Source organism: Arthrobacter sp. 10L430 (genome assembly GCF_056395245.1).
Genome location: NZ_JBFTJD010000001.1, coordinates 177,189 through 196,464, shown reverse-complemented (window position 1 = coordinate 196,464; position 19,276 = coordinate 177,189). Strand labels below are relative to the sequence as shown.

Below are 19,276 nucleotides of genomic sequence, written 5' to 3'. Positions count from 1 at the left end.
GCGTGCCCGCCCTCCGCTGTGGAGAGTGGGCACGCTTGGCAGTCCCTGACCGCCGGGCTAGATGCCCAGGAGGGTGCGGTGGTCTTCCCGCCGTTTCGCCTGCTCGGCAGGATCAGGCACCGGCAGCGAGGCGATGAGCCGCTTCGTGTAGTCGTGCCGCGGCGCACCCATGACGTCGTGGCCGATCCCCTGCTCAACCAGTTTGCCCTTGTACAGCACACCTACCCAGTGCGACAGCATGTCCACCACTGCGAGGTCGTGGCTGATGAACAGGGCCGCGAACCCGAACTCCAGCTGGATTTCCTTGAACAGCTCCAGGACCTTCGCCTGCACCGAAACGTCCAGCGCCGACGTCGGCTCGTCAGCGATCAGCAGCTTCGGGTTGAGGATCAGGGCCCTGGCCAGCGATGCCCGCTGGCGCTGCCCGCCGGACAGCTCGTGCGGAAAGCGGTCAGCGTACGACGCCGGCAGCTGGACTGATTCGAGCAGCTCGCCAACGCGCTTGCGTGCCTGGGCCGGGGTTGGGTTTGTGTGGATGATGAGCGGTTCCGCCACGCAATCCCCGATGGTCAGTTGCGGATTGAACGATGCGGCCGGGTCCTGGAAGACGAACCCGATTTCCTTGCGCAGCGGCTTGAACGTCCGCTCCTTGAGGTTGAGCATCTCGTAGCCCAGCACGTTCAGGCTTCCGCCGGTGGTCCGGTTGAGGCCTGCGATGGCACGGCCGATGGTGGTCTTGCCCGAGCCGGATTCGCCCACAAGGCCAAAGACCTCCCCCTCGGAGACTGTGAAACTGACACCGTCCACAGCCTTGAAGGCAGGCGTACCCAGCCGGCCGGGGTACTCGATGGTCAGGTCCTTGGCCTCGACCAGGACCTTCCCGCCCTGGTGCGCCCGCTCAGTCATCCCTTCCGAAGCCGAGTTCCGGCCAAGGTGCGGGACGGCTGCCAGCAGCTTCTTCGTGTAGTCCTGCCGGGGTTCGGCGAACAGCGTCTTCGCCGGGGCTTCTTCGACGACGTCGCCCTGGTACATCACCACGACGCGGTCGGCGAGATCGGCGACGACCCCCATATTGTGCGTAATCAGCACGATGGCCGTTCCGTATTTGTCCCGAAGATCCCGCAGAAGCTCGAGGATTTCCGCCTGGACCGTGACGTCCAATGCAGTGGTGGGCTCATCCGCCACGATCAGTCCGGGATTCAGGGCCAGCGCTGCGGCAATGACCACGCGCTGCTTCTGCCCGCCGGAAAACTGGTGCGGGTAGTAGTTGACGCGGTTCTCCGGATCGGGGATCCCCACCTTGCGGAGGGCGTCGATGGCCCTGGTCTTGGCTTCCTTGGCGGATACCCGCTGCCCGCCGGCCGCGTGGGCGCGGATGCCTTCTGCGATTTGCCAGCCCACGGTGAAGACGGGATTCAGGGCCGTGGACGGCTCCTGGAAGACCATCGCCACGTCACGTCCACGGATCTGCCTGAGTTTGGCCGCACTGACGCTGATGACGTTGTTGCCGTTGATCAGCACCGCCCCGCCGCTTGTGGCCGTTTCCGGAAGCAGGCCGAGGATGGTCTTGGCGGTGACGGTTTTGCCGGAACCGGATTCGCCCACGATGGCGAGGACCTCGCCGGCCTTCACCTCGAGGCTGACGTCCTTGACGGCGTATACGTCGCCGCCGTCGGTAGCGAAAGTGACCTTGAGATTCTCGATCTCAAGAACAGGGCTGCCGCTGGCCTCGTGCCGGTCGGACACTGAACCTATGTCGATGCTCAAAGTTATCTCACCTCTGCTTGCAGGGCCGCCTGGGCCACCGCTGTAGGGTCCGGTCCCCTGCCTTTGCCGCCGGCACTCTTGCGTCCGCGAAGGCGTGGATCGTTCAGGTCATTGATGCTCTCCCCCACCAGCGTGAGGCCAAGCACCGTCCACACAATTGCCAGACCGGGAAACACTCCCGTCCACCAGATGCCGGAAGTTGTGTCAGCAAGCGCCTTGTTGAGGTCGAAGCCCCATTCCGCGGCCGAGCTGGGCTCGATGCCGAACCCCAGGAAGCCAAGACCCGCCAGGGTCAGGATCGCTTCGGAGGCATTCAGGGTGAAGATCAGCGGCAGCGTCCTGGTGGCGTTGCGATAGATATGCCGGCTCATGATGCGGACATTCGAAGCGCCCACCACCTTGGCCGATTCGACGAACGGTTCAGCCTTGAGGCGTATCGTCTCCGCCCTGATGACCCGGAAGTACTGCGGAATGAACACCACGGTGATTGAGATGGCCGCCGCCAGGACGCCACCGAACAGGTTCGACTCGCCGCCGCTGATGACGATCGCCATGACAATGGCAACCAGGAGAGAGGGGAACGCGTAAATGGCGTCCGCGACGACCACAAGAATGCGGTCCAGCCAGCCGCCGAGGTAGCCGCTCACCAGGCCCAGGATGACGCCGGCGAAGATGGACAGCACCACGGCCACGACGATCACGAAGATGGCAGTCTGCGAGCCCCAAATGACGCGGGAGAACACGTCGTATCCGCCCACAGTCGTTCCCCACAGATGCTTGCCACCCGGCGGCTCCTGCGTGGGAAAGCTGCCGTCGTTGTCGGAGAGCTGGGCAAAGCCGTAGGGTGCCACGAGCGGCGCAAAGATCGCCGTCAGGAGGAACAGCCCGGTCAGGACGAGACCGATGACGAGCATCGTGCGCTGCAGCCCCACGCTCTTGTTGAAGTGCGAAATGACAGGGAGCCTCTTGAACAGCGGCGCCCTGCGGTGGACGGTGGACGACACCGGAGTAGGTGTGCTCATGTCAGTACCTCACCCTGGGATCGATCAGCGCGGCCACGATGTCCACGATGAAGTTGGTGACGGCCACGATGACGGCCAGCAACACCACGATGCCCTGCACCGCCACGAAGTCGCGGGCGGTCAGGTAATTGGCCAGTTGGAAGCCCAGGCCTTTCCACTCGAAGGTTTTTTCCGTGAGGACTGCCCCGCCGAGCATTACGGCGATCTGAAGGCCCATCACGGTGATGATCGGGATCAGCGCCGGCTTGTAGGCGTGCTTGGTGACCAGCCGGAATTCGCTGACTCCGCGGGAACGCCCCGCCTCGATGTAGTCCTTGCCGAGAGTACCGATCACGTTCGTACGGACCAGCCGGAGGAAGATCCCGGCCGTCAGGAGCCCCAGGGCAAGCGCTGGCAGCACGGCGTGCGCCAGCACGTCTCCCAGTGCGGCCATGTTCCCGCTTCGGACCGCATCAAGCCAATAGATCCCGGTAGGCGCCTGGAGCGCTGTGAGCGATAGTTCGCTGGATGTCTTGGCACGCCCTGCAACAGGGAACCAGCCGAGCCAGACCGAGAAAGTGAGCTTGAAGAGAAGTCCCGAAAAGAAGACCGGTGTGGCGTAGCAGAGGATCGCGAACACGCGCAGCACGGCGTCGGGCATGTGGTCGCGGCGGTGCGCTGCAATCATGCCGAAAGGTATGCCGACCAGGAGCGCCACAACCAGGGCGTTGATCGTCAGTTCAAGCGTGGCCGAACCGTAGGTGGCGAGCATCTCCGTCACCTTGCGGTTGTCGGAGAGTGTGGTGCCGAAATTGCCGGTGATGAGCTGGGCGAGGTACTCGAAGTACTGCACCAGGAGGGGGCGGTCGTAGCCCGCGGCATGGATCCGCTCCTGCAGCTGTTCCGGTGGAAGCCGGCCACCCATGGCTGCCGTAATCGGATCGCCGGTGATCCGCATCAGGAAAAACACCATGGTGACCAGGATGAAAATAGTTGGAAAGATCAGCAGGAACCTGATCATGATGTACTGGCCAAGTCCCCCGCCGGCCGATTTTTTCTTTGACGGCAGTAGGCCGTCGGCGTCGCTTGGCGGCGCCTCAATCAGAGTAGTCATTCTTACCTAAAGTTGACGTTTCCGGGGCACCGTGCCGCCCCGGATCTACTGTGCATCCAGCAGAAAAGGCGGGACGCCGGGTGGGCGTCCCGCCTCCTAAGCTCGACAGGACCTGATGGGGTCAGGTCCTACTTGGAGATCACGCCGAGACGCGTCTTGAACGACGGGTCAAGGGTTTGTTCCACGCCCTTGACATCCGCGCCGGCCACCATGAGCTGGGCGCCCTGCAGCAACGGCAACGTCGAAAGGTCCTTGGCGACGGCGGTCTGCGCGTCACCCAGAAGCTTTTCGCGCTCGGCCTTGTCAGCCGTGACCAGTTCCTTCTTGACGAGGTCGGTGACAGCCGGGTTCTCGTAGTGGTTCTTGAGGAAGTTGCCGGGGATAAAGAACGGCGTCAGGTAATTGTCGGCGTCGGAATAGTCCGGGAACCAGCCAAGCTGGTAGACCGGGTAGGCATCCGCGGTGCGTGCCTTGGAGTAGGTGACCCACTCGGTTGACTGCAGGTCCACCTTGAACAGGCCGGACTTCTCCAGCTGTTCCTTGACCATGGCGTACTCGTCGCCCGAGGACTTGCCGTAGTGGTCCGGGTTGTACTGCAGTTTGATGTTGACCGTGCCGGAAATACCGGCGTCGGCGAAGGCCTTCTTGGCCTTTTCAACATCCGGCTTGCCGTTGCCGTCACCGTACATTTCCTTGAGAGGCTGGGCTGCACCCGGCAGTCCATCCGGAACGACGGAGTACGCGGGCAGGTAGGTGCCCTTATAAACCTGGGTGGCGATGGCGTCGCGGTCCACAATGTCGGCCATGGCCTGGCGTACTGCGAGCGCCTTCTTGGGATCCGCATCCGCGGACTTTGCACCGAACGGCATGGTGTCAAAGTTGAACACGATGTAGCGCAGCTCGCCGCCCGGGCCCTTGTGGACCTTGACCTTGGAATCCTTTTCCAGGTCGGCGGCGTCGGTGGCTGTGAGGCTGCGGCCGGCGACGTCGATGTTGCCCTGCTGCACGTCCAGCTTCAGGTTGTTGGAGTCAGCGTAGTACTTGATGTTGGCGCCGTCATTGGCGGGTTTGCCGAGCAGGCCGTTGTAGTCCGGGTTGGCCTTGAGGCTGACAAGCTCATTCTTCTTGTAGCTCTCGATCGTGTACTGGCCCGCGAAGGGTTTGCCCTTGACGATGTCGTCGTCGCCCATGACCTTGTCTGCCGGAAAGACTTCCTCATCGATGATGGGACCGGTGTTGGTACCGAGGACGCTCGGGAAGACCTGGTCGTTCGCCGCCTTAAGCGTGAAGACGACCGTGGAATCATCCTTGGCTGCCACCGATTTCAGATTCGAGAGCAGCGAAGCCGGCCCGTTGGGGTCCGCAATCTTGACAACGCGGTCGATGGAGAACTTGACGTCCGAGGAGGTGAGCGCGTGGCCGTTGGCAAACTTGAGGCCCGGCTTGAGCTTCACGGTGTATTCCGTGGGGCTCGTGAAAGAGGCGGACTCCGCGATGTCGGGGCTGGCCTCCGCTGATCCGGGCTTGGAGTTCATGAGGAATGGATAGATCTGGTTCATGACCATGAAGGAGCCGGCGTCATAGGAACCCGCAGGATCGAGAGTAACCACCTTGTCCGTGGTGCCGTACGTGATGGTGCCGCCGCCAGCGCTGCCTGTGGATGTTCCGCCGCCGCCGGAGGGGCCCGTGCAGGCAGTCAGTGCGAAAGCGGAAATGCCTGCGAACGCGATAGCGCCCTGCAAGGCTTTTTTGTTCATTGCCATCTGTGAACTTTCTGTTCGATGATTGCGCGCGCGGCCCGGCATGAATTGTGCGGGCGACACGCAGTCCTGATGCCTTGATTGAACCAGACGGTTGCCCGGTGAAACGTTGCATCCTGTGAGATGAGACACAAAATTTACCATATTTGGGTGGGTCAGGGTTCCGGACCTACTCATGGGTACGAAAAAACGGCCGGCGGGAATCCGCCGGCCGTTACATGGTCCGGAGTTGAGTCAGATCAATCCAGGGGGCGCGTTAGTTCAGCTCGGCGCGCTGCATCGAGCGCGCGGTGTCGATCGTGGCCTGGCCGAGAACCCGGCTGCCTTGGTAGAGCACAACGGTCTGCCCGGGCGCGACGCCGCGCAGGGGCTCCGTCAGCGTAACCACGAGGCCGTCCCGGTAGACGCCGCCGTCATCGGCAACCCGCTCTACCCGGCCCATAGCAGGAACGGGGTCGCCGTGCGCGCGGACCTGGGCGTAGCACTCGAATTCGGCACCGGTGTCCACCTCGCTGATGGGCAGCCCAGCCCAGGAGACCTTGATGCCGCGGATCTCATCGATGGCCAGGAGCGCCTCGGGTCCCACCACGACCTTGTTTTCCTTGGGCCGGATTTCCAGCACGAACCGGGGCTTGCCGTCGGCTGCCGGCGTGCCCAGCTTCAGGCCGCGGCGCTGGCCGACCGTGAAGGTATTGGCCCCGGGGTGCTCGCCGACTTTGGACCCGGTTTCGTCAACGATGTCGCCGGTGGTCATCTCGATTTTCTCCGCGAGCCAGCCGGCCGTGTCGCCGTCGGGGATGAAGCAGATGTCGTGGCTGTCAGGCTTGTTGGCCACGGACAGTCCGCGCCTCTCCGCTTCGGCCCGCACCTCGGCCTTGGACGGGGTTTCCGCGAGCGGGAACATCGAGTGCTTGAGCTGTTCGTGCGTGAGCACACCAAGGACGTAGCTCTGGTCCTTGGCCCAGTCCGCGGCACGGTGTAGTTCACGGTTGCCGTCCGAGTCTTCGATGACCTTGGCGTAGTGGCCCGTGCACACGGCGTCGAATCCCAGGGCGATTGCCTTTTCCAGGAGCGCGGCGAACTTGATGCGTTCGTTGCAGCGCATGCAGGGGTTGGGCGTCCGGCCGGCAGCGTATTCATCGATGAAGTCCTGGACCACATCCTCCTTGAACCGCTCGGAAAAGTCCCAGACGTAATAGGGGATCCCCAGGACATCGCACGCGCGCCAGGCGTCTCGGGAGTCCTCGATGGTGCAGCAGCCCCGGCTTCCCGTGCGCAGGGTGCCGGGCATCCGGGACAGCGCAAGGTGAACCCCGACGACGTCGTGCCCCGCCTCAACGGCGCGGGCGGCGGCAACGGCGGAGTCAACTCCGCCGCTCATGGCTGCTAAAACTCGCATGTCGGCTTTCTGTAGGGCTATTCACGGCAATCCGGCCTTCAGGCCGGTGCAGCAAGTCAGGGTGGTGAACCCGCTGACACGCCGCTTGCCCGTCTATTCTACCGCCCGACGGAATCGGGGCTTGAATCGCCGTGGCGGCCCATCTTCTCCTGACGTCCGGGACCTTGACGGTTCCCGGCGTCCCTTCTAAAGTCAAAGGCAATGGTTTTAGAGCGCGGGCGCAGTGGCCCGCCGGACGAATCGAGCTGATCATGACCCCTGAGAGCATCATTATTGCGGGGGCGGGACTGGCCGGCGCCACAGCCGCCCGCACACTCCGCACTGAAGGATTCCAAGGCCAGATCACAATTGCCGGGGCGGAGTCCCATTACCCCTACATCAGACCGCCGCTTTCCAAGGACTACCTCTTGGGAAAAGCGGGGGAGGACGACGTGGAGGTGGTGCCGGAGAACTGGTACGCGGACAACAATGTCAGCCTGCGCCTCGGCGTTCCCGTCACCGAGGTTGATCCGGCCAGCCACACCGTCCGTTATGCGGACGGCGGATCGCAGCACTACGGTGCCTTGCTTCTCGCCACAGGGGCACTCCCCCGGCCCCTACAGCTGCCGGGCACCGGACTCGACGGAGTCACCACCTTCCGGACGCTGGATGACAGCCGCCACCTGCGGGACCTGCTCACGGACGGTGGCCGCAATGTGGTCCTGATCGGTTCGGGCTGGATTGGCATGGAGCTGGCAGCAGCGGCCAGCAGCTACGGGAACCACGTCACGCTCCTTGGGCTGGAGGCGGTTCCACTCGGCGGCGCCATTGGCCCTGATCTGGGCCGGTTCTTCCGGGCCCTGCACGAGGGCAACGGCGTGCACTTCCGGCTGCCGGCGTCGGCACGTGAAATCACCGGGCACGCGGGCAAAGTCACCGGAGTGCTCACCGATTCGGGCGAGCAGCTGCCGGCGGACATCGTGGTCATCGCCGTCGGGGTCGTTCCGGACACCGCCCTGGCCGGCGCGGCCGGCCTGGAGCTACGGAACGGCATCCTCACCGATGCGTCGCTGCGGACCAGCGCCCCCGACATCTTCGCTGCCGGCGATGTCGCCAATGCCCTGCATCCGTTCACGGGCGAGCACATCCGCAGCGAACACTGGGCCAACGCGCTCAACGGTGGCAAGGTCGCAGGAAAATCCATGCTCGGCCACGACGCCGCCCTGGACGTCATCCCGTACTTTTACACAGACCAGTTTGACGTCAGCATGGAGTATTCGGGCTTCCCGTCTCTTGCCGCAGGCGCCGCTCCCGTCCTCCGGGGGTCCCTGGAGTCGAAGGAGTTCGTCGCTTTCTGGCAACGGGAAGGACGCGTAGTGGCAGGCATGAGCGTCAACTGGCCACGGTCCAGCAAGCCAAGCGCGCAGAAGACCATCAAGGCCCTCATTTCCGCGCGCTCGGAGGTGGCAGCCGAAACGCTGGCCGACCCGGCGGTCCCGTTTGATCAGCTGATGCCGGACGCCTGACGGGCAACAGTGGCAGCGGTCTGGATGGATGACTCATGGCCGGCCATCCCGGCCTGCCGGGCGCGGGAGAAGGCTCCCGGCAGGGCAGCCAGGAGCGCGTCCACATCCGCTTCTGTCGACGGATGGCCGAGGGTAAAGCGCTGCGCACCTCGGGCGGTTTCCTCGTCCAACCCCATGGCCAGCAGGACATGGGACGGGCGTGGGACACCGGCGGTGCAGGCGGAGCCGGTGGACGATTCAACGCCGGCAAGGTCAAGCAGGAAAAGCAGCGAATCCCCTTCGCAGCCTGGAAAAGTGAAGTGCGCGTTCCCGGGAAGCCGGCCCGCCCCGGGCGCTCCACGTAACACCGCCGCAGGAACGGCTTCGTGGACCCCCGCAATGAGCCTGTCCCTGAGGGCCGCTATCCGTGCTGATTCTTCGCGGAGATTCTTGGCTGCTGTGTCAGCGGCTGCCGCAAAGGCGGCGATCGACGCGGTGTCCAGGGTGCCCGAGCGGACGTCCCGTTCCTGGCCGCCGCCGTGCTGCACCGGAGTGAGCTTCACGGCGCGTCCCAGCATCAGGGCGCCCACGCCCACGGGGCCGCCGATCTTGTGCCCGGAAATGGACATGGCGTCGAGGCCGGAAGTTTTGAAATCCAAGGGCACAGAACCGAAGGCCTGCACGGCGTCGGAGTGAACAGGCACCCCTGCGCGGTGGGAAAGCTCCACGACGCGCTGGATGGGCTGGACGGTGCCAACCTCGTTGTTGGCCCACATGACCGTCACGAGGGCAACCGACTGCGGATCGCGCAGGAGTTCGGCCTCAAAGGCCACAAGGTCCAGCACGCCGTCGGAATCCACCGGAAGCCAGGCGACCTCGGCACCTTCGTGGCGTTCCAGCCATTCCACGGTGTCCAGGACGGCATGATGCTCGACGGCGGAGCAGAGTATCCGCCGCCGACCCGGGTCATCGCTGCGCCTGGACCAATAGAGGCCCTTGACGGCGAGGTTGTCGGCCTCGGTGCCACCCGAGGTGAAGATCACCTCAGACGGGTGCGCTCCAGCGGCTGCGGCGATGGTTTCGCGTGCATCCTCAACGGAACGCCGGGCGCGTCGTCCGGCACCGTGGAGGGACGACGGGTTTCCGGTCCGGGCCAGTTCGCGGGTCAGGGCGGCCAGAGCCTCGGCGGCAATGGGCGTGGTGGCGGCATGGTCCAGGTAAGCAGGCACAGGATCAATTCTACCCGCGGCCCTGCAGCACGTTCGGGCCCTTCGGGCGCGAAAACAGCCCGTTACGGCCTGATCCTGGCACAGCAGCGTCCAGAGGTCCGATCCTCTTCCACCTTCTCCTCAGGCATACCGCAGGCGGAGGCGGCGCCGCTGAGGAAGGCGCCGTTCATGGCGCAGACTACGTCCGCATGCCCCTCAGCGAGCCGGTGGAAGGGGCAGTTCATCAGCACAATGCCCCCCTGCCCGTCGGGCGTCGGCCGGTACCCGGTTTCGGTCAGCAGTTCCTCCAGGGAGGCCCCGCGCTCAGCCGAAGCACGGCCGCGGGAGTGGGCCGTGGCGACGAGCGCTTCGTGGGCGGAACCCTGGCCAGACATAGACGCCTCGATTGCGGACGCCATGAGCTCCCCGGCGAGGTCGTAACTCCGGTCCGGGACCGACACTCCGACTTCGTCAAGCGCCGGGCGGTACAGCTTGGCCGGGCGGCCCGAACCGGGGCCGGCCTTCCCGCCAAGCTTCCTGAATTCGACGGCGAGCAGGCCGTCCCGCACCAATCGGTCCAGGTGAAAGGATGCCGTGCTGCGCGGCAGGTCGAGGGCGCCGGCTGCGTCGTCGCGCCCCACCGCTGAAGGCGATGAGGCGACGAACTCAAAAAGCCGCCGCCGGGTGGCATCACCCAGTGACGTGAGGGCGGCAAGCCGCGCTGCCCACGACAGCTTTGTGGTTGGTTCACGGGTCATGACTCAAGCGTATCTCTAAAAACAAGATCTGTTGCTTAAATGTCCAGGCGGGGTCTAAAATCAAGTTATCTACTTTTAGAAGGAGCGTGTCATGAAAACCCCAGTGATGAAACCGTCTGCAAACGACGCCGCAAGGACCGGAGCATTGGCGCAGGACACTGCCCGGCAGGCCTTCCTGCTCCTGCGAACCGTCTTTACGGTGGCGCCGATCCTGTTTGGCCTGGACAAATTCTTCAACCTGCTCACGGACTGGACGGGCTACCTCGCCCCGGTCGCGACGTCGGTGGTCCCCGTGTCCGGGCAGACCTTCATGTACGTGGTGGGGATCATCGAAATTGTTGCAGGCGTGCTCGTGGCGTTCCGCCCACGGATCGGTTCGCTGGTGGTGGCTGCGTGGCTGCTGGGCATCATCGTGAACCTGCTCATTCTCGGCAACTTCTACGACGTCGCGCTGCGCGACTTCGGCTTGTTGGTGGGGGCCTTGGCGCTCAACCGGCTCGCTACGGCCGCCCGAAAGTAGCTTCGCCCCGGCCTCCGGTCCTCGGCGTAGCAAAGGTCCACGGCGCAACAAAGCATGGCGTGAACGCCCACAGCCCTGACCCGACAGCCTGAGACCCCTGACCGCGCTAGCGCATAGCTCACCACGCGCAGCACGGCAGGGGTCCGGCTGTTACTCGGCCGGCGGCACGACGGTGAGCCAGCGCGCGACGTCCGTCTTTGCGGCGGTGAGCGCTGACGCCGTCGGGCATGAGATGGCCACGAAAACGGATGAACCCGCCTTCCCGAATACCCTGGCCAGCACGGCAGCGGTGGTGCCCTTGGATACAGCGGCACGCTCAAGGACGAGGACATCCACGGTCGGACCCTGCCTGCCCGGTTCTCCGCCCCAGCGAAGCGATGCCGGCGTCAGGTATTTCGGCAGGATGGTGGGATCGAGATAGGCGAAAAGCCCCTCTGTCGATTCCCTGTCGTTGCCTGCTACCAGCGGCCACTGATTGATCCGGACCTTGGCCGCGGCCAGGCAGCCGTCGGATTTCCGGTACTCACTGGCGGCTCCGGCGCCGTTCCCTGCCCGCCGCCAGCCCGGCGCGTCAGCCAGACCGTCGGACAACTGCACGGGAACGCCGCGGGCGAGCGTGGACCCTGCCGAGAAGGGCATGCTGCGCGCGGCGACGGCGCCGGCATCGTGACCCGGTGAGACCGTAGGGGTGGCGGGCTGGCGGGTGGCGGGTGCCGTGTCCGGGGCGGCCGGGTCCGGCACCCGCACGCTGCAGCCGCCGAGAAACGCCGCGGCCACTACTGCAGCCACCACTACCCACGCCCGACGTTCTTGAGCCCTGCGCCCGGGAGCCAGTTGCCCCGGACCGGGGCGACGTCGGTCACGGCTTCTCAGACTGCCTCGCCGCAAAGCGCATAGCACCTCGGCCATCTCCACCTTCCAATTGTCGCCGGCACCCGGATGCGGCGTGCGGCTCGTCCCCCGCGCACTACGGGCCTTCGCAAAAGTCTAGACGGGGCCGCCCCTCCCTCTAAGTGCCGGGCCGTTGGGCGCAGCTCCATTGCCGCCGGGGCCGTTCGATGTGGACCCGGCCGCGTGGGCGCTCCATTGCCGCCGGGAACCTTGGACACAGGCACGGACGTTGTCTGACTAGTCCGGCATGGCCGGCCGATATGCTTGGCTGACCGGGCGGCGTGAGTGCGCTGGCAACATCAACCGAAGGACCGTGCTTGAGCGAGGGCAACAGCTCCCACTACGAGGTACTCCGCGTCCCCGTGACCGCAACGGACAGGGAGATCAAGGTGGCCTACCGCCGGGCGGCAAGGGCCTCGCATCCCGATCACGGCGGTGACGCCGCAACGTTCCGGCTAGTCACCCTGGCGTATGAAACCCTGATCGACCCCCGGCGGAGGGCGGCCTATGACCGCTCTTACGCCGGCGGACCCCGGCACCGGAACAGGGAAGGCGCGGACGAGGCACACTTTGATGCACCGGCGGCCGGAAGCCATGCCTCCGCGACGATCCACAGGCCGGGAACTCCCCGGAACACCTCGGGGGACGAGCCCATTTACGTGCCGCCCTTTGACACCCCAGGCGCCGTCCCACTTGTCCCGTTCGACGTGGCCAGCCGGCAGGTCCATGGGATGCCGAGAAAACGCGGCATCTTCGGCGCCGAAGCCCGGATCCAGCGCGAGCTGCGGACCGTTCAGCTCATCAGCCGGCAGGTTCTGCCTGCGATCCCGGCGGCACGGCTGATCAATGGCCTGCAGTCTCCCGCGGACAACAGCCACATCGATCACGCATTGCTCTCGGGCTACCGGCTTGCCCTGATCGGATCCATGCTCCTGCCCAAAGGCGCCTATGCCTGGGACGGCGGCACGCTTAACCACGGCGGCCGGTCAATCGCTCCCCCGCAGCTGACCCAGGTGGTCTGGGCAATGCAGGACATCTTCCCCGAACTGAACGTGACGGGGTGGACAGTGGTCCACAGCCCGGACGGCAACCTTCACGAACCCGTCATCGATCACCACCGCCGGTCCCGCGGCTCCTCCGATGTTGTTCAGGTGGTCAACGCAGCCGGTCTCGCCAGGGGCCTCAAGCAGTTCCTGGCCGGCGGGCCCGCGCCGAACACTGTCAACGTCCCGGTGCTTGCCAGGCTGCTCAGGGGGATGCACTGACCCGGCGCCGGCCCGGCATTTTCCCGGCATTAGGATGGAACGGTGTTCCGCATCCTCTTCCACACCCCTGAAATTCCCGGCAATACCGGCAACGCCATCCGGCTTGCCGCCATCACCGGCGCCGAACTACACCTCGTGGAGCCGCTGGGCTTCGATTTCTCGGATGCCAAGCTGCGCCGCGCCGGCCTGGACTATCACGATCTTGCAGTCGTGACAGTCCATCCGGACCTTGAGGCGGCCTGGACGGCCCTGCAGCCCGAACGCGTCTTCGCCTTCACCTCCGACGGCGAACTGTCCTACACCGACATTTCATACCTGCCGGGCGACGTCCTGCTGTTCGGCCCGGAGTCGGTTGGGCTGCCCGAGCATGTGAAGAACGATCCCCACGTGACGTCCCGGGTGCGGCTCCCCATGCTGCCCTCACTGCGGTCCTTGAACCTGGCGAACGCCGCCTCCATCGCCGTGTACGAAGCCTGGCGGCAGCACGGCTTCGCCGGCGCGCAACTCTGATCCGGGACCCTTCCCACGGGCGCACACCTGTTGTGCGGGTCATCCAGGTTTTTACCGGGCATTCTTACCTGTCACACCCATCCGCCGCACCTCCCGCACCGAATCACTCCTGAACACATTCCCCGGGCATGAGGAGCGGCAGGTGAAAACAGTACATTCGGGCCAACCGACCCTGCGTTTTGCCCAGCACGATGCTGCCGTATCCGGCGCAACTGCTCAGGGAGCGGCTCCCGGAGACCTATGCTTGACTGTGATGGAAACTCCCAACGCGCCGAACTTTGACGCCCCGGCCCCGCCCGGCACCGCCGTCGATCTTAACCGCCAGTTGGCGGCACTGCTGGAGCGCATTGCCGGCGGCGATCAGGCGTCCTTCGCCGAGTTCTACCGGCTGACCTCACGCCGGGTCTACGGCATGGCCCGGCGCGTCCTGATCGATCCGGAGCTCAGCGAGGACACGACGCAGGAGGTCTTTCTGCAGGTGTGGCAGATTGCCGGCAAGTTCGACGCTGCAAGCGGGAGCCCCCTGGCGTGGCTCATGACCATCTCGCACCGGCGTGCTGTGGACAAGGTGCGGTCCTCGCAGTCCGCCAGCGACCGCGAGGCCAAGTACGGCGCCAGCAGCCAGGACATCGACCACGATTCCGTGTCTGACGAGGTGGGCAGCCGGCTGGAGGCCGAAGCCGTGGTCCGGTGCCTTGACACACTGACTGAAACACAGCAGGAGTCCGTGCGGCTGGCCTATTACGGCGGGCTCACCTACCGCGAGGTCGCCGAAAAGCTGAATGCGGCCATACCGACCATCAAGTCCCGCATCCGCGACGGACTGATCCGATTGAAGACCTGTCTGGGGGTGAGTTGAAATGAACGAAACACATGATGCCAACGGGCGACAGCTGCCCCGGGCGTTCGCTGCCGACATTTCCACTGACCTGACCGCCGGCCGCGCCGTTGAACTTGCCGAGGTCTACGCCTTGGACGCCGTGACTGATGAAGAGCGTCAGGCCATCGAAGCCTACGTCAGGGCGGCTCCGGAGGCGGAACGGGCGTCCTTCCAGGAACGGGTTCGCCAGGCCAGGGAAACACTGGCCACGACATTCACCGTGGAGGAAGAACCTCCGGCAGATCTCTTTGAGCGCATAGTCGCCCAGCTTCCCGCGAAGCCTGCAGCGGAGCGCGCGGAAGCTCCGGCGGCAGAGCCGCCGGTTGAGGACGAGCTGCCGCTTGCGGACGAGCTTGCCGCTGCACGCGAACGCCGTGAAGTCCGACGCCGGTCCCCCGGTGTGCGGAACTGGCTGATCGGTGTCGCGGCTGCTGCAGTCATCGCCTTGGGCGGTGTGGGAGTCGGGGCCTACGTGGCCAACCAGAACGATCCGCTGAGGCAGGTCCTGGAGGCACAGGACGTTCGCCAGGCAACGGTGGATGTCAGTGGCGGCGGTACAGCGACAGTTTCCATATCGTCATCGACGGACGCCTTGGTGGTACGGATGAAGGACGTTCCCGCCCCTCCGCCTGGAAAGGTCTACCAGATGTGGCTGATTCCGAAGGACGGTTCCGCTCCTGTTTCCGAGGGCCTGATGGATGCTGAGGCCCTGTCAAAGCCTGCCGTCGTCAAGGGGATTGGCACGGCCGCCTCGCTCGGAATCACCGTGGAGCCTGCGGGGGGCTCCGCCTCGCCGACGCTTCCCACCGTGGCTGCTGCGCCGCTCAATACCTGAGCACACCAGAGCCTGGCCTACGACAGAAGCCGCGCAGACCTTGCTCCCACCGATTGGTAGGAGCAAGGCCTGCGCGGCTTCGATTGTCCCGGCTGTGAAGCTAGATGATAAGGGACAACAGCATCACGAAGCTGAAGCCGACCACCGAGATCAGTGTCTCCATGACGGACCAGGTCTTGAAGGTCTGCCCGACGGTCAGCCCGAACAATTCCTTCACCAGCCAGAAGCCGGCGTCGTTGACGTGCGAGAGGAACAGGGATCCCGCACCGATGGCCAGGGCAAGCAGTGCCGCGTGGGTGGGGCTCAGCGAACTGGCCAGTGGAGCGACGATGCCGGCCGCCGTCACCGTTGCCACGGTGGCCGAACCGGTGGCGAGCCTGAGCGCAACGGCCACGATGAAGCCGAGGACCAGCACGGACATGTTGGTGCCTTCAGCCCACTTCTTGACCGCGTCCCCAACCCCTGCGCCGATCAGCGTCTGCTTGAAGCCGCCGCCCGCACCGACGATGAGGAGGATGGCCGCGATGGGTCCGAGGCTGGCGCCGATCTTGGCGGTAATCCTGTTGCCGGTGAAGCCCACGGCGTAGCCAAAGGTGAAGATGGCCAGGAGCACGGCCAGGGTCATGGCCACGAGGGGCTGGCCGACGAAGTCGAAGAAGGTCCGGATTCCGGGTGCCGTCTCGGGATCGGGCCAGACGATGTCCACCACTGCTTTGGCGAGCATGAGCACCACGGGAAAGATGATGCTCAGCAGGGTGACGAGGAACGTGGGCTGCCGCTTGACGCCCGTCGTGTCGGCTCCGTGTTCGGTGTCGATGCCGCCGGCCACCGCCGGCGCGCCTACGGGAACCCACTTGGCGGCAAGGCGCGAGAACAGCGGTCCGCAGATGATCACGGTGGGAATGGCCACCAGTAGGCCGAGGGCGAGCGTGGTGCCGAGCTCAGCTTTGACCGCGCTGATCGCGATGAGGGGTCCCGGGTGGGGCGGAACGAGGCCGTGCAGGACCGACAGGCCGGCAAGTGCCGGAATGGCGATGCGCATCAGCGGCATCCGGGAGCGCTGGGTGACAAGCACGACCACAGGAAGCAGCAGCACGAGGCCGATTTCGAAGAACATCGGCAGGCCGATGATCACGGCCACGAGGGTGATGGACCAGACCACCTTGTTCCCGCTTGCCTTTTCCAGCAGCGTATCCACCACGCGGTTGGCCCCGCCGGAGTCAGCCAGGAGCTTGCCGAGCATGGCGCCGAGCGCGATCAGCAGGCCGACCTCCCGGAGCACTCCGCCCACGCCTTCTTCGAAGTTGGTGATGATCTTGGGCAGCTCCACGCCGGACGCCAGGCCCACGAAGGCCGATCCCAGCACGAGCGCCAGGAACGGGTGCAGCTTGAGCTTGGCGATCAGCACCACGATCAGCGCGATGCCGATGCCCGCTACAACCAGCAGCTGGGTGTCGTGGCCTGTCCAGCCCTCGACGGCAGCGGGTAGCTGCGTTGCAATAAGAGAGTTCAAAATGAGTTCCTAGTTCTGATCCGGAGCGGCGGAGGCGGCTGTGAGATTCAGTCGTTCAATGATTTCCTGCGCTTCCTCGGCCGGAGTGGCCGAGACGCACAGGGAGATGTAGTTCTCATCCTCGGTGGGTTCTTCCAGCGCCTCGAATTGCGATTCGAGCAGCGCCGGCGGCATAAAGTGGCCGTGGCGAGAGGCCAGCCTGCCGGAGATGTTGTCCTTGCTGCCCTGAAGAAACACGAAAACGACGTTTTCGTCCCGAAGGACATCACGGTATCGCTTCTTGAGGGCTGAGCACGTAATAACGCCGGGGGTGCCGGCTTGGGTGTGCTGACGGATCCAGTCCGCTATGGTTTCCAGCCACGGCCAACGGTCGTCATCGGTGAGAGGTTGGCCGGCCTGCATCTTGGCCACGTTCGCTGCAGGGTGCAGGTCGTCGCCTTCCGCGAGGTCCCAGCCGAGCCTGCCGGACACAACGCCTGCCACTGTTGATTTGCCGGATCCTGAGACGCCCATGATCACCAGAACCGGCTGCTGTGCAGTCTTCGCCATCAAAGTCTGCCTTCCTGAATAAATATGATTTAAGCAGAGGCCAGCATATGACACGGGTTACAGTGTGGCAATCCTAGAACCCTGCAATCGTTCCCGGACCGTTGATTGTGACGACATGAAACGCCTCGGCGCTGCGTCCGTCCGGGAACCCGGCGCGCTGCGCGTTAACCCGCATTCCGTTCCGCACGGACGTTTCCATGGCCTCCACGTCCGGGTGCTGGCTAACGTGGACGTGGATCGCCTTGAGCTTGCTTTCCACGTGCGCGGTGACGTCCACGAAGTGGTTTTCCCGCTCGTCCGGCCCGGCGTAGAGCCACAGCCACGGTACTTTGTAGGCGGGCACCCCGGATTCGGCGAGTTCCGGATACGCGAAGGGGTTTTCAACCGCCGGATAGATGGAGCGCGTCACCGCTTCACCCACGGCCAGATGGTCCGGGTGGCTCTTCTGGATGCGGTTCCAGTTGCGCTCCGGATGCATGGAAAGCACGACGTCGGGCCGGATTTCGCGGATCAGCTTCACCACTCCCCACATCACCTGGTGGTTGGGTTCGAGAAACCCGTCCCGTTCATGGAGATAGTGGATGTCGGTGACACCGACGAGCGCTGCCGCACGTTGCTGCTCGGCGGCCCGCAGTGCGATGATTTCCGCCCGATGAGCCGGATCGAAGCCGCCGGCATCGCCGTCGGTCATGATGCAGTAGCTGACCTCGACGCCGGCCGCCGTCCAGGCGGCGATGGTGCCGGCGGCACCAAAATCGATGTCGTCCGGATGGGCAGCAAAACAGAGCACCCGCTCAACCCGGTGCTTGTCCGGGTTGAACGGGCTCTGTGCTGGTACAGCGTGTGCGGTCAAGGGCTCAGGCCTTGCGCTTCTTGATTTCTTCAGTCGCCTGCGGCAGAACCTGGAAAAGGTCCCCGATAATGCCGAAGTCCGCGATTTCAAAGACGGGAGACTCCGCATCCTTGTTCACGGCCACGATCACCTTCGCAGTCTGCATGCCGGCCTTCTGCTGGATGGCTCCGGAGATGCCGGCCGAGATGTAGAGCTGCGGGGATACGGTCTTGCCGGTCTGGCCAACCTGGGCGTCGTGGCTGATCCAGCCGGCGTCGGTGGCGGCACGGGATGCCCCCACTGCTGCGCCGAGGGCGTCAGCCAATTCCTCAACCGGGCTGAAGTCCCCGTCCAGTCCGCGGCCTCCGGCCACGACGATCCGTGCATCGGTGAGGTCCGGGCGCCCGCTGGCAACCTTCTGCTCGCGTGCTGTGATCCGGGCCGCTGTGGCGGCTGCATCGGCAGGGACCTCCACCGTCACCGTTTCCGGCGTGCCCGGCGCTGCCGCTGTTTCGGGGGTGACGATGTTGGCCTTGACCGCCAGCACGCTGACCGGCGTGGTCGCTTTCGCTGCGGTGGTGTAGGAACCAGCCAGCACCGATTTGTGGGCGGTGCCGTCGGCGTCGACGGCGACGACGTCGGTAATGACGCCCGCGCTCAATCGGATCCCCAGCCGTGCCGCGATTTCCTTGCCCTCGGGCGAATTTTCAACCAGCACTGCGGTGGCGCCGGACTTGTCCGCCGCCGTCGCCACAAAAGCTGCTTTGGCGGCCACCAGGTAGTCATCCAGGTCGTCAGCCGACGGGCGGTAGACAGCGGCCGCACCGTAGGCACCCAAGGCGGCTGCGACGTCGTCGTGCAGTTCTCCGTTGAAAGCGACGGCGGTTTCCCCGAGGGACCGCGCGATGGTCAGGAGTTCAAGGCTGCTCTTCTTGAGAGCCTGGCCCGGGTTGTCAATGAATACGAGTACGTTTGCCATGTCTTGTGATC

18 protein-coding genes are annotated in these 19,276 nt (G+C 64.8%); 6 read left to right on the top strand and 12 right to left on the bottom strand.

The window, feature by feature from the left end; all coding sequences use genetic code 11:
* Positions 1 to 57: 57 nt before the first annotated feature.
* From AC1DDG_RS00885 to mnmA, 5 genes are all read right to left on the bottom strand, one after another.
* Positions 58 to 1,767: an ABC transporter ATP-binding protein gene (locus AC1DDG_RS00885; RefSeq protein ID WP_476874604.1), complete on the bottom strand. Its 1,710-nt coding sequence runs from the start codon at positions 1,765 to 1,767 to the stop codon at positions 58 to 60.
* A 2-nt stretch (positions 1,768 to 1,769) separates the two neighbouring features.
* Positions 1,770 to 2,789 (bottom strand): ABC transporter permease, encoded by a 1,020-nt coding sequence (locus AC1DDG_RS00880; protein ID WP_476874603.1) that lies wholly within the window; start codon positions 2,787 to 2,789, stop codon positions 1,770 to 1,772.
* A 1-nt stretch (position 2,790) separates the two neighbouring features.
* A complete protein-coding gene (locus AC1DDG_RS00875) occupies positions 2,791 to 3,882 on the bottom strand; it encodes an ABC transporter permease (RefSeq protein WP_476874602.1) in 1,092 nt (363 codons plus the stop codon).
* Positions 3,883 to 4,010: 128 nt separating this feature from the next.
* Positions 4,011 to 5,645, bottom strand: coding sequence for an ABC transporter substrate-binding protein (locus tag AC1DDG_RS00870; protein ID WP_230117022.1), 1,635 nt, complete (start codon positions 5,643 to 5,645; stop codon positions 4,011 to 4,013).
* 253 nt (positions 5,646 to 5,898) lie between these two features.
* On the bottom strand, positions 5,899 to 7,041 hold the full coding sequence (gene mnmA / locus AC1DDG_RS00865) for a tRNA 2-thiouridine(34) synthase MnmA (protein WP_476874601.1): 1,143 nt from the start codon (positions 7,039 to 7,041) through the stop codon (positions 5,899 to 5,901).
* Between the two features lie 251 nt (positions 7,042 to 7,292).
* Between mnmA and AC1DDG_RS00860 the strand changes: the two genes are divergently transcribed.
* Positions 7,293 to 8,546 carry an NAD(P)/FAD-dependent oxidoreductase gene (locus AC1DDG_RS00860; RefSeq protein WP_476874600.1) on the top strand — a complete coding sequence of 418 codons (1,254 nt, stop codon included), beginning with the start codon at positions 7,293 to 7,295 and terminating at the stop codon, positions 8,544 to 8,546.
* Here the strand turns inward: AC1DDG_RS00860 and AC1DDG_RS00855 are convergent.
* On the bottom strand, positions 8,525 to 9,754 hold the full coding sequence (locus AC1DDG_RS00855; RefSeq protein ID WP_476874599.1) for a cysteine desulfurase family protein: 1,230 nt from the start codon (positions 9,752 to 9,754) through the stop codon (positions 8,525 to 8,527). The two genes, AC1DDG_RS00860 and AC1DDG_RS00855, sit on opposite strands and share 22 nt — an antisense overlap.
* Positions 9,755 to 9,816: 62 nt before the next feature.
* The gene (locus AC1DDG_RS00850) at positions 9,817 to 10,491 is read right to left on the bottom strand and encodes a helix-turn-helix transcriptional regulator (protein WP_476874598.1); all 675 of its coding nucleotides are present in this window, start codon (positions 10,489 to 10,491) and stop codon (positions 9,817 to 9,819) included.
* A 106-nt stretch (positions 10,492 to 10,597) separates the two neighbouring features.
* On the opposite strand from AC1DDG_RS00850, the gene AC1DDG_RS00845 reads away from it, so the two are divergent.
* A complete protein-coding gene (locus tag AC1DDG_RS00845) occupies positions 10,598 to 11,011 on the top strand; it encodes a hypothetical protein (RefSeq protein ID WP_476874780.1) in 414 nt (137 codons plus the stop codon).
* Positions 11,012 to 11,161: 150 nt separating this feature from the next.
* Here the strand turns inward: AC1DDG_RS00845 and AC1DDG_RS00840 are convergent, their stop codons facing one another.
* Positions 11,162 to 11,803, bottom strand: a complete 642-nt coding sequence (locus tag AC1DDG_RS00840) for a hypothetical protein (protein ID WP_476874597.1) — start codon at positions 11,801 to 11,803, stop codon at positions 11,162 to 11,164.
* Between the two features lie 416 nt (positions 11,804 to 12,219).
* On the opposite strand from AC1DDG_RS00840, the gene AC1DDG_RS00835 reads away from it, so the two are divergent.
* From AC1DDG_RS00835 to AC1DDG_RS00820, 4 genes are all read left to right on the top strand, one after another.
* Positions 12,220 to 13,167 carry a J domain-containing protein gene (locus AC1DDG_RS00835; RefSeq protein WP_476874596.1) on the top strand — a complete coding sequence of 316 codons (948 nt, stop codon included), beginning with the start codon at positions 12,220 to 12,222 and terminating at the stop codon, positions 13,165 to 13,167.
* Between the two features lie 42 nt (positions 13,168 to 13,209).
* Complete coding sequence (locus AC1DDG_RS00830; protein WP_230117029.1) at positions 13,210 to 13,677, top strand: tRNA (cytidine(34)-2'-O)-methyltransferase; 468 nt, start codon at positions 13,210 to 13,212, stop codon at positions 13,675 to 13,677.
* 253 nt (positions 13,678 to 13,930) lie between these two features.
* Positions 13,931 to 14,536 carry an ECF RNA polymerase sigma factor SigK gene (sigK, locus tag AC1DDG_RS00825; protein WP_476874595.1) on the top strand — a complete coding sequence of 202 codons (606 nt, stop codon included), beginning with the start codon at positions 13,931 to 13,933 and terminating at the stop codon, positions 14,534 to 14,536.
* Position 14,537: 1 nt separating this feature from the next.
* Positions 14,538 to 15,392, top strand: coding sequence for an anti-sigma factor (locus tag AC1DDG_RS00820; protein ID WP_476874594.1), 855 nt, complete (start codon positions 14,538 to 14,540; stop codon positions 15,390 to 15,392).
* A gap of 100 nt (positions 15,393 to 15,492) precedes the next feature.
* On the opposite strand, the gene AC1DDG_RS00815 is transcribed toward AC1DDG_RS00820, so the two are convergent.
* The 4 genes from AC1DDG_RS00815 to AC1DDG_RS00800 form a co-directional block, all read right to left on the bottom strand.
* Entirely contained in the window at positions 15,493 to 16,905 is a 1,413-nt protein-coding gene (locus AC1DDG_RS00815; protein ID WP_230117032.1) for a GntT/GntP/DsdX family permease, read from the bottom strand.
* A 9-nt stretch (positions 16,906 to 16,914) separates the two neighbouring features.
* Positions 16,915 to 17,454: a gluconokinase gene (locus AC1DDG_RS00810; RefSeq protein ID WP_230117033.1), complete on the bottom strand. Its 540-nt coding sequence runs from the start codon at positions 17,452 to 17,454 to the stop codon at positions 16,915 to 16,917.
* 73 nt (positions 17,455 to 17,527) lie between these two features.
* Complete coding sequence (locus AC1DDG_RS00805; protein ID WP_230117034.1) at positions 17,528 to 18,307, bottom strand: PIG-L deacetylase family protein; 780 nt, start codon at positions 18,305 to 18,307, stop codon at positions 17,528 to 17,530.
* Between the two features lie 4 nt (positions 18,308 to 18,311).
* Positions 18,312 to 19,265, bottom strand: coding sequence for an electron transfer flavoprotein subunit alpha/FixB family protein (locus AC1DDG_RS00800; RefSeq protein ID WP_230117035.1), 954 nt, complete (start codon positions 19,263 to 19,265; stop codon positions 18,312 to 18,314).
* Positions 19,266 to 19,276: the final 11 nt, after the last annotated feature.

Coding starts and splice junctions, on each gene's coding strand:
- AC1DDG_RS00875 (WP_476874602.1), bottom strand. CDS start 3,882: ATGACTACTCTGATTGAGGCGCCGCCAAGCGACGCCGACGGCCTACTG.
- AC1DDG_RS00880 (WP_476874603.1), bottom strand. CDS start 2,789: ATGAGCACACCTACTCCGGTGTCGTCCACCGTCCACCGCAGGGCGCCG.
- sigK (WP_476874595.1), top strand. CDS start 13,931: ATGGAAACTCCCAACGCGCCGAACTTTGACGCCCCGGCCCCGCCCGGC.
- mnmA (WP_476874601.1), bottom strand. CDS start 7,041: ATGCGAGTTTTAGCAGCCATGAGCGGCGGAGTTGACTCCGCCGTTGCC.
- AC1DDG_RS00850 (WP_476874598.1), bottom strand. CDS start 10,491: ATGACCCGTGAACCAACCACAAAGCTGTCGTGGGCAGCGCGGCTTGCC.
- AC1DDG_RS00845 (WP_476874780.1), top strand. CDS start 10,598: ATGAAACCGTCTGCAAACGACGCCGCAAGGACCGGAGCATTGGCGCAG.
- AC1DDG_RS00800 (WP_230117035.1), bottom strand. CDS start 19,265: ATGGCAAACGTACTCGTATTCATTGACAACCCGGGCCAGGCTCTCAAG.
- AC1DDG_RS00810 (WP_230117033.1), bottom strand. CDS start 17,454: ATGGCGAAGACTGCACAGCAGCCGGTTCTGGTGATCATGGGCGTCTCA.
- AC1DDG_RS00860 (WP_476874600.1), top strand. CDS start 7,293: ATGACCCCTGAGAGCATCATTATTGCGGGGGCGGGACTGGCCGGCGCC.
- AC1DDG_RS00870 (WP_230117022.1), bottom strand. CDS start 5,645: ATGGCAATGAACAAAAAAGCCTTGCAGGGCGCTATCGCGTTCGCAGGC.
- AC1DDG_RS00820 (WP_476874594.1), top strand. CDS start 14,538: ATGAACGAAACACATGATGCCAACGGGCGACAGCTGCCCCGGGCGTTC.